Source organism: Bacillota bacterium (genome assembly GCA_018818595.1).
Lineage (GTDB): Bacteria > Bacillota_I > Bacilli_A > Izemoplasmatales > Hujiaoplasmataceae > JAHIRM01.
In genome coordinates, this window is sequence record JAHIRM010000050.1 from 1 (window position 1) to 13,808 (window position 13,808).

Below are 13,808 nucleotides of genomic sequence, written 5' to 3' on the forward strand. Positions count from 1 at the left end.
AAGAAGCTAAAGAGTAAATTAAAGAGACACTTAATGAAACTTTTATTATAAACCGCATAACAAAGCCCTTTGGGCTTTTTCTTTACGATAACATATCTTCTGGAATTTCGAATGATTTTTGATAAAATTTATACATAAAGTAGTATTTCACATGATATAATTATAAAAAGGATGGTGATGACTTTGAGTAATATTCATAAAACAATCAATTATCTATTGGAATTATTTGATAAAAGCAAGTATTTACTAGATAAACCTCAGTCAAAGCAATATAGATTAGAGCACACTTTTCGAGTAGCAAGTATTGGAAAAGAGATTGCTTTAAAGGAAAATTTAGATGTTGATGCTACTACAATTGGATGTCTATTGCATGACATTAGTTATATTTATGAAATGAAATCGAAAGAAGATCATTTAGGGCACGGAAGAAAATCTGCTCAAATATGCAAAGAATTTGTGATGAGTTTGGATTTGGATGATAAACTAAAACACGAACTATTATTTGGTATTGCAATTCATGTGGATGATAGTGCAGATTTTGAAGGAGAAAAGACCCTTTTAGCTGAAACAATTGGAGAAGCTGATAACATTGATCGGTTTGATCGATATAGGTTATATGAGAATTTAGTTCAATCAAATTTAGATAGTATGAGTTTAGAAGAACAATTAGAATTTGTTTTTAAAAAAATCACAAGATTAAAAACTTTAAAAGATTATGTGTTTAAATCGAATACTTCAAATCAAATGTGGAATGAAAAAATAGAAATTCAAATCATATACTATACAGGGTTATTGTCTCAACTTCAAAGAGGAGACTACAAGAACTTATAATATTCATATAAAAAAACAATCAAAGAAGCAGGAGATAATTATGAACTATTTTAACAATTTGGAAAAACCATATCAAATAGCTTTTGAACTTGCATGGCAGTCATTTAATGAAAATATATTTCCAATTGGTGCAGTCATTGTTGATAAAGAAGGTAACGTGATTTCTTCTGGAAGGAATTTAGTTCAAGATAATAAAAACTTGTCCATACTATCAGAGACAAATATGGCACACGCTGAAATGATCGCCATGTCTCACTTGAAGAAATCCCAGCACAAGAATATTAGAGAATATAAGTTATATTCGACAATGGAGCCCTGTCCTATGTGTTTTGGAACAATCGTCATGATGAATATTATGAATATTAACTATGCTTGTAAAGACGAGTATTGTGGTGCAGTAACGTTAAAAGACTCTATACCATATATTAAACAAAGAAATATGAAATTCAACCATACTGGTGGATACGAAGAAGTATTTCAATTAGTTATTCAAACGTTGTTTGAGTGTATAAACTATTCAAAAGATAGTGTTGTATTACAATCATTAAGAAATACAAATGAAGCAGCAATATCTTTAGCTATACATTTGTTTGAATCTGAATTTCTTACTAATTTTCAACAAAACGCATCCGTCTCTTATATTTATAACGAAGTAATAAAAAAATACATTGAATTTTCCTAGTTCTTATACTTTTCGTATATTGTTAATCAAGAAATTTTGAGTAGATTTTTTTAAGAAAGAAAAAATAATAAACAAACATTTATACAACCTACGTTAGAAATCGCAATTGAATTAACTGTTCAAATATTAATAAAGCACCATCAATTTTAAATTGATGGTGCTTTATATATATTTATATTTATTATTATCTCAAATAATCAATAATGCGTTTTACTGCCACTTTAACGATATCAATGGATTCAAAGACGTCATCAACCATTAATGAATGTCCTGCATTTTCAATAATAAGCAAGTTATCTTTCGGTCTTGATTTTAGTTCTTTAATGGTTGGTTCATCTAAGTATTCATCTTTTGTACTAGTAATAATTAATCCTGGGTATTTAGAGATATATTCTAAGCCATCTATTGTTGGAGAAATATACGCGCTTTTAGCAACCATGTTTGGATATTCCATTTTAATTGCGTTTGAAACGATATTTCCAAAACTTTCACAAATATAATAAGTTTTCTCATAAATTTTAAACTCATTAACCTTTAGGATTGCTTCATTAAGTGCACATGTTATTTTTCCGATTATCACTTCATCTTTATCATCTTGTAAATAAATATTAGAGTATGAGATGCATAAAACGTCAGTTTGATGATCTAAATAATATTTTCTTAAAAAGGTTAAAACAGGTCGATCACATGAATTTCCTCCACCGGGGAAGAGTACTACTAATTTCGTTGCGTCATCTGTTTTATAGTGAATATGATTTGATGTTAAATCGTTTTTTGTAATCTTTACATAGGATGCTGAAATCATTAATTATGTTCTCCTTTAATAATATATGGTTTCTTTATTTGCATAGGTAATCACCTTCATTTATAGTATCATTAGAATATTTAAAAAACAAGTTATATTTTTAAACCAAAAAATTTTGTACGTGTATCATCTTTATTCAAGCCATTATCTCCATTAATTAAACTAGCGGTTGCTTGTAAAGAAGACCATAATAAAATATTATATGAGAAAAAGATGAGTAATGATGTATCTTCGAAAGATGTCCTTAATTTTCACAATGAAAAGTTAAAAGAAGAAAATGAATGGCTTGGATTAGTATTAAGATTAAACAGTGGGTACCTGTTTTGACATATATAAAAATTACAAGTTGTAATTAAAATTGTTATGTCAAGCACTACCATAGATGATTGTAAAGCATGCGATTGGTATCACAAAAAAAGTCCTTTGAATGGTTTTCCTATCAATGAAAATACAGAAGAAATTTAGAGAACTTTATTCTTAAAGAAGATCCATTTTTTTATCAAATCTGATTAAGGTATTTTTTTCTTCAAACCTGTTATGTGGGGTGTGGTTATATGTAATTATGTATGGTATACTATATATAAAAATAATTTGTATTTCTAACTAATCATATTCTTAAATGATAGGAGATAAATATATGCGTATATGCTTAGTCGATGATGACTCAATACAACTTGAATATTTAAATGTGCTAATAGGCAAGTGGTCTAGTAAACATAATGTCCACACAGAACTGAGTTTTTATCTCAGTGCGGAAGAAATGTTGTTTGAAAATAATGCAACATATCCTTTTGATATGATTATTTTAGATATTCAAATGGGTAAAATCAATGGAATTGAACTTGCAAAAAAAATTAGACAAACCGATCAAAATGTAATAATCGCTTTCATATCGGGAATGGCTGATTATGTATTTGAAGGTTATGAAGTTCAAGCTTTTAGGTATATATTAAAACCAGTTAAAGAGAATAAAATCTATGAACTATTAGATTATGCGAACACATATAAAGAGAAAGAACATAAATATTTAATTATATCCGTATCTGGAGAAATGAAAAAAATCAAGTATGATGATATTATCTATTTTGAATCAATGGGACACTATGTTGTATTTCATTTAGAAAACTTAGAATATGATTATAAATATAATATAAGCGAATTATGCCTTGAGTTATCTGAATCTGAATTTATAAGAACGCATCGATCTTATGTTGTGAATGTAAAATATATTGAAAAGATTACAAAGAATGAATGTCAACTCATCAATCATATAACAGTGCCTTTAAGCAGGCAATCCTATAAAGCAGTAAATGAGAAATTCATAAACTATTATAAAGGAAAAGGTGTGTAATGGAATATTTGATATTCATTCCGATTTTTATAGTGATTATGTATGGAATGTTTCTGTTTAAAAAACACCCTAAACTCAATTCTATAATGATAGGATCTTTTATCGCTTTGATTACAGTGATAGGTTTTTTTGTTTTGAAAAGTTTCTTGCCACTATCTAAAAATCTAGTGACAATTCTTGTGATTGATACACTAATCATTTTTTTCTTGTTGCGAATCGATCATAAAGTCACAGTAATTTTTCTAATTCTTCATATCATATCAATTGGGTTACTCTTATTTCTTAGTTATCAATATCCAGACACTTCGATCTACTTTAGTTTTCTGATTTCAACGATTTTTTTATTAGCAGAAAACAATCAGATTTTTATGAGAAAATCATATGAGGAAGCCGCAACAGAATACCAAAATAAAATCTTAGATAAACAAGTAGAAGAAGTTCAAAACATATATGTTACGATGCGAAGTTGGAGACACGATTATCATAATCACCTTCAAAAACTAAAAGCTCATATTATGATGGGTCAAATACAAGAAGCAAATCAATATCTAAATGAATTGGAAATTGATTTAGATAACGTAAACCAAATGGTTGAATCTGGGAATATTAATCTTGATGCAATTCTTAATTCTAAACTATCCTTGGCAAACAAAAACAATATTGAAATTAACTACAAAGCAATCGTTCCAAAGAAACTCACGATTTCCGATATTGATTTATGTGTATTAATCGGAAATCTTATAGACAATGCAGTAGAAGCTTGTCAAAAGATTACAGATAAAAGTCCAAAATTCATTAGACTCTATATTGGAATATTTAAACAGCAACTTTATATTTCTGTCACGAATTCAACAAGCGAAATGATCAGGAAATTAGATGATGAATATATCTCAACAAAACGAGGCAATCACGGACATGGCTTGAAAAGAATCAATAATATTGTTGATAAATATGGTGGATATATCAATCGCCAAAATGAACCAAAGGTATTTGTTTCAGAAGTGTTATTACCATTATAAATAGCCACTGGTGTTCGAAATATTACATTTCGTGCACTTTTTTTTACGATTTGCGTTTTTGTTATATAGTGGAGTTGTAAGTTATTAGGAGGAAAACAAATGAAAAGTAATAACATTTTTAAAAATGCAATCTATGTGTATTCACAAGCAAATAAATTTAATAAAAAATATAAATACAGATTAGTATTTAATCTTTTACTTAAATTATTGATTCCGATTTTCGCAACATTCATTCCTACAGTAGTTGTTTATTTGATTATTAATCAATATGAAATTAGCAGTTTTGCCTTAATTGTTGGGCTTATTGTACTGGCTTATGCCATTGTTCACTATGCATATTCATACTTTTCTCACATCCTATTTTTTGATAAGGTATTCATTAGAATGAATGCTTTTTTCGAGATATTAAGTAATAAAGCTATGGGTACTGGATATGAAAACATTGAATTTGAAAAAGGCCGTGAGAAATTAATGAAAGCGGTAGGTTCCATAGAAGCGAACAGTGTAGGGGTTGAACTTTTATTACAAGTTTTTCCTGTTTTCATTACAAGTATTGTGGGTATATTATTGTATAGTTCATATGTTTTAACAATTAATTTTACAATAGTATTAGTGTTGATCGGTATGGCTATCATGAATTTATTATTAAATGCCTATGCACGTAATTATGAAAAACGAACGCAAAATGAGCTTAACATCTATCGAACGAAACTGAAATATTATCAAGATGAAGCAAATAAATTATCTAACGCAAAAGATATTAGAATTTATAAACTTGAGGAATGGTTCTATAAAGGAATCAAATTATTTACAAAAAAATTCTCCTCTACAACAATAAAACAAAAACTTCGTTATTCTTTTGCTAATTTATCTGATTCCATATTTTCTATCATTAGAAACTTGATTGCATATACAATATTAGTAACAATGGTAATAGAAGGCACGATTAATGTGGCTGAATTCACTTTTATGATTGGGATTGTAATTGGATTCTCTGTTTGGTTAAATCAACTGTCTGAAAGTTACGGCAGATTAAAAGAAGCAAGCATTAGAATAGACAGTTTCAGAGATTATATGAATATGGATGATTGCATTAATTTGAATGAAGGAGAAGATGTTAAACCATTATTAAATAAAAAACTATCAATTGAATTTAAAGATGTTTCATTTACTTATCCAAACGCTGAAAAACCAACCATTGACAACCTTAACCTTAGAATTGAACCAGGAGAAAAGATTGCGCTCGTAGGTGTAAACGGAGCTGGTAAAACAACACTTGTAAAACTATTAACTGGTTTATATAATCCAACTAAAGGAGAGATACTAATCAATGGCCTTCCGATTGATTCGTTTAATAGGTATGAATACTACAATTTATTTGGGGTTATATTCCAAGATATTAATACATTGCCATTTACAATTGCTCAAAATATATCAGGAAGAATAGAAGAAGATACAGATTATGAAAAAGTTAGGATTGCATTAAAACAATCTGGATTAGCAGAAAAAGTAGCATCACTCCAAAAGAAAGAATATACTAATTTGACACAAGTAGTTGATGATAAAGGAATCATGTTGTCGGGCGGGGAATTACAGAAGTTAATGTTAGCAAGGGCGTTATACAAAGATTCACCAATTCTAGTCTTAGATGAACCTACCGCAGCACTCGATCCACTGGCAGAACAATCACTATACTTAAAATACAATTCACTAACAAAGAATAAAACTTCGCTATTTATTTCACATAGACTAGCATCTACTCAATTTTGTAATAAAATTATATATTTAGAAGATGGAGCCATTTTGGAAACAGGAAGTCATAAAGAGTTGATGAAAAAGAACGGGAAATACTTCGAGATGTTTGAAATTCAAAGTCAGTATTACAAAGAAAATAAGAAGGAGGAATTTGAAGATGAAATCGAAACTCAAAGTATTTAAGGACATTGTTGATGTCATAAAAATATCAAACAAATCTGATAAATTATATTTTCCGCTTATTATTCTCAAATCTTTGGTCACAGCATCATTTCCTTTTGTTGGATTAATCTATAGCGCCCTAATTCTTGATGGATTCATTGATGGATTAGAAAAATCATCGATCATGTCTCTTGTTTATCAAATGATTATAATAAGCGCTCTACTCTTAATATCTAGAACAATTTTAAATTTCTTTTGTGAACAAAAAACAAATCTTATTAGTCTAAAGTTAAATAGTGAAATTTCAAGAAAGACGTTAAACTTGGATTTCGAACAATTAGAGTCGCAAGAAATTAAAGATAAAATCTCAAGAGCAAATCAAGGTGTATTATTTTCAGGAGGAATCGGAACATTTATAAATATATTAGGATCATCAATTGAGAATATCATATCCTTTATATATTCACTTACTTTAATTGTAGCTTTATTTATCAGTGTAGATTTAAATAATCCGGATACTATCACAAAAATATTTAATAGTCCACTCATAGGGGTGGGGATAATAATATTAATTATTATTTCAATGTTGCTGAATTTTAAAATTATCAAAAAAATTAATAAGTTACACTATGATATATACGAAGAGAACATTACTGTAAATCGGTTATTTCTATATTTACGTGATTCCTCAATGGATTATAAGATAAGTAAAGATGTTAGATTGTTTCATATAGATGCATTACTAGCTAATAAAATCCAGGATACATGTTTTAGATTTGGTAAATCCTATGGGAACATCGCAGTAAAAGCTGGAAGAATGACTGCACAAGGTGGAGTATTGAATAATATTGTATTATATACGGCATATGCAGTCATAGGAATTAAAGCATTATTAGGACTCATATCTGTAGGAAATGTTTTGTTGCTTGTTAGTGCAGTAACGGCATTTAGTACTGCAATAGTTCAAATTGTTGGTAATGTCTCTTCTGCATCAACACAAACGAAGTACTTAGCTCTTTATAAACAATACTTAGATACAACGACAAAGTTGTATAAAGGAACATTGCCAATTGAAAAACGTGACGATGGGAATTATGAATTTGAATTTAAAAATGTTACATTTCATTATCCGAATAATGACGATATCATATTAAACAATGTTTCATGGAAACTTGAAACGGGGAAAAAATTAGCTATTGTTGGACCGAATGGAGCCGGAAAAACAACCTTTATAAAATTATTATGTAGGTTATACGATCCAACAGAAGGAGAAATCTTACTAAATGGAATTGATATTAAAAAGTATGACCATAAAGAATATATCGACTTGATGTCTGTTGTCTTCCAAGATTTCAAATTATTCTCAACAACCATAAAAGAAAATATCAAATGTGGACTAGATGGAAACAATGAACAAATTACCCAATATTTATACCAAGCTGGGTTGCGTGAACGTATAGATAATTTACCGAATGGTATGGATACATACTTATACTCAAACTATGGTGAACAAGGTGTGGAAATTTCTGGTGGAGAAGCACAAAAAATAGCGATTGCCAGAGCATTATATAAAGATTCACCTTTCGTAATACTTGATGAACCAACTTCAGCATTAGATCCAATCTCAGAATATGAGATCTATACAAAGTTTGACACATTGGTTGAAAATAAAACAGCAATCTATATCTCCCACAGAATGTCTTCTTGTAAATTTTGTGACACAATAATCGTTTTTGACAAAGGTGAAATTATTCAGTCAGGAACTCATGATCAATTATTAAGTAGCAATGAAGGTCTCTATTTTAATATGTGGTCTGCACAAGCAAAATACTATGTAGACTAATCGCTAGAAAGCCTTATTATTAAAAGTCTCCATTTTAACTAAAAAACCACAAAAATATCTAGCAATAATTGCAAAATTGAATTAGAATAAAAGAAGGTTCAATTGTAATTAAATTTGCTAAAAAGGTTTTTGCACATATCAATTACTATTAAGGAGAAAAAATGGATACTTTAATTAAAAAATATCGCAACAAAGATTTATACAGCTTAAACTGCTCTGAATCAATCGTTTTCGCTGCAAATGAATACTATAACTTAAGATTATCAGAAAACGGATTAAGAATGGCATCAGGATTTGGTGGCGGAATATTTGAAAAACACTTATGTGGTATCGTCAGTGGAGCAGTTTGTGTGCTCGGAATATTGTTTAAAGGAAAAACGTTTGATAACAAGAACCTGCTTGAAATAAGTATTAATGAGTTTAAAGAAGAGTTTAGAAAAAACTATGACAATTTAGAATGTAATTACTTGTTAGAACATTATCGCGTAGAAGAACAAGGATGCAATTTAATAATCTTTAAATCTGCAGATATATTGAAAAGAGTTATTGATAAATATATCAACAATACTATATGATATATTAAACTGAGATAAGGTAATTGTTTTAAAATCTGTTATTTACATAAGTTGTTACTATTTAAATATAACAGTTTCTACCGCCTCTCATTAAGCACTCAAAATGATTGCGCATAAATTCATGTTGGCAAAGCTTTGCCAAAATAATACTTATAACCGAGGTTTTTGTAGTATTTAATACACTACATATATAACCTCGGTTTTTGGTTTTAAAAAAACATTGAGAGAAGAATTAATTTGCTTTATACTTGAAATCTTCCAACGAATAAATCAGGGTTTGACTTAGAAAGTAATTATAATATAAATGTTCTTCAAGCTGCTTTCCAATTTTTTTCTATAAAATATATTTTTTATTAAAAAAAACTTGCTCATTTTAAAATTAAATGGTATAGTGTATATGTAGGAACCATTCAACACACACTACCGTGCGTTGAATGAGGGAATATGCCCATGCTTTTTTAAAAATTAGTATTTTTTGATCAAAAATTATTTTATGAGGAAATGAGGAAATGAAATGAAACATTCTTTACTAGGAAATATGAGTTATGTTTATAGCGAATCAATTAAAAAATACCCTAAGGTAAAATGGTTTTTACTAGTAAATTTTTTTACTGAGCTTTTAGTTCCATTCTTAACGATTGTCATAACAACTATTTTAGTTTATTCATTAACTAATAATATTGTTGTCGGAGATTATGTGCTAATTATATTGTGTATCATTATTGCAACATATCTTTTAGAAACATTGAGGTTTTGGTCTTTAACAAGATATACGTTTGAGAATACTTTTGCTAGAGTATCTACTTTTACGCTTAGATTATCTGAACATCAATTAAAGACGGACTATATTAATGTTGAAACGAAAGACAGAAGAAATATCATATCAAAAGCGTATGAAGCTATTAATAGTAACTATTTTGGTATCGAGATGTTACTAAGACAAACTCCTTTGTTATTTATCAATGCTGTTGGAATCATCGTTTATGGAGTATTAATTGCTTTGTATGTTCCAATTGTGCTTTTGATACTTGTATTCATGACGATTATTAACTATTTATTAACAAAAAGGGCTAATCTACATTTAAGCAAAATGAACACAAAGTTAAATGATGAATTTAGAGAAAAATATTATCTATCAAAGGATTCAACGAATCCAAATTATGGTAAAGATATTCGAATATACAAGATTGGTGAATGGTTTGATAAACTGTTTGTCCGGTTAACAAAGAGCAGAAGAATGATTACAGAAGATATTGAAAAAAAGTTCTTTTTTGCAAATGTATCAAATACAATCTTTTTATTCATAAGAGATTTTGCTGGTTACATACTGCTACTTGGATTAGTAGTGAATCATGAAATAAGTCTTACTACTTTCACTTTCTTTATCGGTATTGTTACTGGTTTTTCTATGTGGTTAAATGGATTCACAAGAGCATTGAATGAATTAAGAAGTAGTAATATCAAAGTGAATGATTATCGAGACTGTATTACTGTTGAAAATGAATATGACAAAATAGGAAAAATAAGGATTAGTGACCTTAAGTTGCCTTTATCGATTGAATTTGAAAATGTTACGTTTTCTTATCCAAATTCTGACACTCCAGTGATTGATAATTTGTCTTTTAAAATAAATCCGGAAGAAAAAGTGGCTTTAGTAGGCAATAATGGAGCGGGTAAAACTACGATAATTAAACTATTATGTGGTTTATACCGACCCGATAGTGGAGTGATACGAGTGGGGGGATATGACATTAAAGACTTTAATATTGCAGAGTACATGTCTTTATTATCCGTTGTTTTTCAAGATTCAGAGCCATTATCTTTTACAATTGAGAATAACATTACTTGTAAGGACAGTGAAGAAGTAGATAGTGAAAAACTGTGGGATGCAATCGAAAAAGCTGGTTTAAAAGAAAAAATTACATCACTTGAAAAGAAAGAAAAAACAAATATTACACAGATGTTTGATAAATCAGGAGTTAGATTAAGTGGTGGTGAAACACAAAAAATGATGTTAGCGAGATCCTTATATAAGAAAGCACCACTCTTAATACTGGATGAGCCTACAGCTGCTTTAGATCCTATTGCAGAAGAAGAAATGTATCTTAAATACAAGGAACTTGTTAAAAATACCACGTCAATCTTCATTTCTCATCGTTTATCTTCGACAAAATTCTGTGATTGGATTCTATTGCTTGATCATGGGAAAATCATTGAAAAAGGTACTCATCAAGAATTAATGAATTTATCGAAAGAATACAAAAGTATTTTTGACACTCAAGCACAATACTATAAGGACGGTGGGAATTGTGAAGACAATTAGTTTAAAAGATAATTTGAAGAAAAGTATCAATGTTTTAAAAGTAATTAAGTCTTCATCAAAAGGATTCTTTTACGTGTTTATTCTTCAAGCAATTGTCTTATCGATATTTCCTTATGTGGCAATATTCTTTACGTATTTAATCATTGATGGAATTGTTGAGGCATTACCTAAAGATGAATTACTAATATATGTCTATTTGATGATTGGAGTCAATCTTTTCCTTGGTATTTTAGGAAACATTTTAGATTATTATAATCGAGTGTATTCTGTGGAATTGACTTACAACTTAGATAGCAAAATAGCAAATAAAACATTTGAGTTGGATTATGCCTTAGTAGAAGACAATGAAACAATGAAAATGATTGAAATGGCAGAAGAAGGATGTAATGGTAATGGAGGGCCTAAATACTACTGTGAGTATGTCTTAAGTGGAATTTTATCGTCCATTCTAAGTGTTATATATGGAGGCGTATTATTGCTAGGACTTTTAACGGTTAAACAAACAACAAATACCTCAATTGTCGTACAAGTTTTAAACAGTCCTTGGAGTATTGTTGTCATCTTATTGGCTTTAATCATTCCAACCGCAATATCAAAACACGTAATGAATAAAAACAATGAAAAATCATATGACATCATGATGTTTAATATAGAAGGGAATCGTAAGCTTGGTTATTTCGGTCAAATTTGTTCTAACTATAAATATGGAAAAGATATAAGGCTTTATCAATTACAAGATATGTTTTTAAAAAAAATGAAAGAAGTAAGAGATAGTGCAGATATTAGATGGAGAGAATTCTCTATATTTAAATCAAAAATGATGGCAATTTCAATTTCAAGTAATAAAGTCTTATCATTAATTGCCTATTTATTTGTTGGACTTAAAGCGATGTATGGGTTGATCAGTGTAGGTAATGTAGTTGCATATGTTGCTGCAATCATTCTTTTATCACAAGCAATAACGACGATTGTTGAACGATATTCAAAATTGCATCTATTCAATAATTATTTAGAAAACTATTTTACATACTTAAATTTAAAATCAAGAAAAGAATATGGAATGATTGACAAGATTGATACGGACAAACTGTCAATTACATTTTCAGATGTATCATTTAAATATCCTAATACAAACGATTATGTTCTTAAACACATTAATCTCAAAATAGATTCTGGAACCAAACTAGCAATTGTTGGATTAAACGGCGCCGGGAAAACAACACTTGTCAAACTACTATGTAGACTCTATGAACCTACTGAAGGAGAAATACTTATAAACGATATACCGATTCAATCTTACAATAAAGAAGTCTGTTACAAACTATTCTCAGTTGTTTTTCAAGACTTTAAATTATTTTCATATAGTATTAAGGATAATATTTCATCTGGACTTGATGGGGATGTAAATAAAGTAAAAGAAACGCTTGAAAAAACAGGAATGATGGATAGAGTAAACAAAATGCACAAACAGATTGATACGGAAATCTATCAGAGGTCTAAAGAAGATGGTGTTGAAATTTCGGGAGGTGAAGCCCAAAAAATTGCTATATCAAGAGCTTTATACAAAGATTCACCTATTGTTATACTAGATGAACCTACAGCGGCTTTAGATCCAAAATCAGAAGCAGAGGTTTATGAAAAATTCAATGAACTTGTTAAAAATAAAACAGCCTTATTTATCTCTCATCGAATGAGTAGTTGTAAATTTTGTGATGAAGTAATCGTGATGGATCAAGGAGAAATTATTGAACAAGGACATCATAATATTTTGATTCAAAATAGTGGATTATATTCTAAAATGTGGAAAGCTCAAGCAAAATATTATTTACAATAAATTTCTATCTACAGCATATACTTACAATAATGTATTCATTTTTTAAAATACTATGCAATTATTAAACAGTAGCAAAATAAATTTCAAAAAACTTATGATCAAATAAAAACAAAAGAGGATGAGAATGATGTATTGTAGCCTTTGTGGAAAGAAATTAGAATTAAAAAACATTCATAATGAAGGGGAAATTCCTTTTTGTAAAGAGTGTCATAAACTCTATTTTCCAAGAATTGATATTGCCATAATAGCAATCTTAACAAATGATAAAAGCGAAGTTTGCTTAACAAATCAAAATAAAGAAGGAAAATACAAAGTGTTAATAGCTGGGTTTGTAAAACCAAATGAAACACTAGAAGAGTGTGTAATAAGAGAAATTAAAGAAGAAGTAGGAATTGATGTATTGTCTTGTAGTTATTTGAATAGTTACCATTATGATACAAACAATGTATTGATGGTTGGATTTCATGCCAAAACTAGTCAAAGTGATTTTTTAATTGATAAAGAAGAAATAGATAATGCAGCTTGGTATGATTTGCATGATGTAATAGGAAGAATTAGAGAAGGATCCATTGCAGATTTATTATATAAACAGTTTTATCAATCAAAGGCAAAAATTGAACTATAAAAG

Annotated in this window: 11 protein-coding genes; 10 read left to right on the forward strand and 1 reads right to left on the reverse strand. The window is 28.9% G+C overall.

Annotated elements, in window-relative coordinates; all coding sequences use genetic code 11:
- Positions 1-183: 183 nt before the first annotated feature.
- Positions 184-831, forward strand: coding sequence for an HD domain-containing protein (locus KJ971_07985; GenBank protein ID MBU1145770.1), 648 nt, complete (start codon positions 184-186; stop codon positions 829-831).
- A 40-nt stretch (positions 832-871) separates the two neighbouring features.
- Positions 872-1,513 carry a nucleoside deaminase gene (locus KJ971_07990; protein MBU1145771.1) on the forward strand — a complete coding sequence of 214 codons (642 nt, stop codon included), beginning with the start codon at positions 872-874 and terminating at the stop codon, positions 1,511-1,513.
- 184 nt (positions 1,514-1,697) lie between these two features.
- Here the strand turns inward: KJ971_07990 and KJ971_07995 are convergent, their stop codons facing one another.
- A complete protein-coding gene (locus tag KJ971_07995; GenBank protein MBU1145772.1) occupies positions 1,698-2,318 on the reverse strand; it encodes a hypothetical protein in 621 nt (206 codons plus the stop codon).
- A 637-nt stretch (positions 2,319-2,955) separates the two neighbouring features.
- On the opposite strand from KJ971_07995, the gene KJ971_08000 reads away from it, so the two are divergent.
- The 8 genes from KJ971_08000 to KJ971_08035 all read left to right on the forward strand — a co-directional run bounded on the left by KJ971_08000 (position 2,956) and on the right by KJ971_08035 (position 13,805).
- A complete protein-coding gene (locus tag KJ971_08000; GenBank protein MBU1145773.1) occupies positions 2,956-3,669 on the forward strand; it encodes a LytTR family DNA-binding domain-containing protein in 714 nt (237 codons plus the stop codon).
- A gap of 86 nt (positions 3,670-3,755) precedes the next feature.
- Positions 3,756-4,688: a GHKL domain-containing protein gene (locus KJ971_08005; GenBank protein ID MBU1145774.1), complete on the forward strand. Its 933-nt coding sequence runs from the start codon at positions 3,756-3,758 to the stop codon at positions 4,686-4,688.
- A gap of 99 nt (positions 4,689-4,787) precedes the next feature.
- A complete protein-coding gene (locus KJ971_08010; protein MBU1145775.1) occupies positions 4,788-6,626 on the forward strand; it encodes an ABC transporter ATP-binding protein/permease in 1,839 nt (612 codons plus the stop codon).
- Entirely contained in the window at positions 6,601-8,448 is a 1,848-nt protein-coding gene (locus KJ971_08015) for an ABC transporter ATP-binding protein/permease (protein MBU1145776.1), read from the forward strand. The genes KJ971_08010 and KJ971_08015 overlap by 26 nt, the downstream gene beginning before the upstream one ends.
- A 161-nt stretch (positions 8,449-8,609) precedes the next feature.
- The gene (locus tag KJ971_08020; protein MBU1145777.1) at positions 8,610-9,023 is read left to right on the forward strand and encodes a C-GCAxxG-C-C family protein; all 414 of its coding nucleotides are present in this window, start codon (positions 8,610-8,612) and stop codon (positions 9,021-9,023) included.
- A gap of 514 nt (positions 9,024-9,537) precedes the next feature.
- The gene (locus tag KJ971_08025) at positions 9,538-11,346 is read left to right on the forward strand and encodes an ABC transporter ATP-binding protein/permease (GenBank protein MBU1145778.1); all 1,809 of its coding nucleotides are present in this window, start codon (positions 9,538-9,540) and stop codon (positions 11,344-11,346) included.
- Positions 11,333-13,180 carry an ABC transporter ATP-binding protein/permease gene (locus KJ971_08030; GenBank protein MBU1145779.1) on the forward strand — a complete coding sequence of 616 codons (1,848 nt, stop codon included), beginning with the start codon at positions 11,333-11,335 and terminating at the stop codon, positions 13,178-13,180. The genes KJ971_08025 and KJ971_08030 overlap by 14 nt, the downstream gene beginning before the upstream one ends.
- Positions 13,181-13,304: 124 nt before the next feature.
- Entirely contained in the window at positions 13,305-13,805 is a 501-nt protein-coding gene (locus KJ971_08035) for an NUDIX domain-containing protein (GenBank protein MBU1145780.1), read from the forward strand.
- Positions 13,806-13,808: the final 3 nt, after the last annotated feature.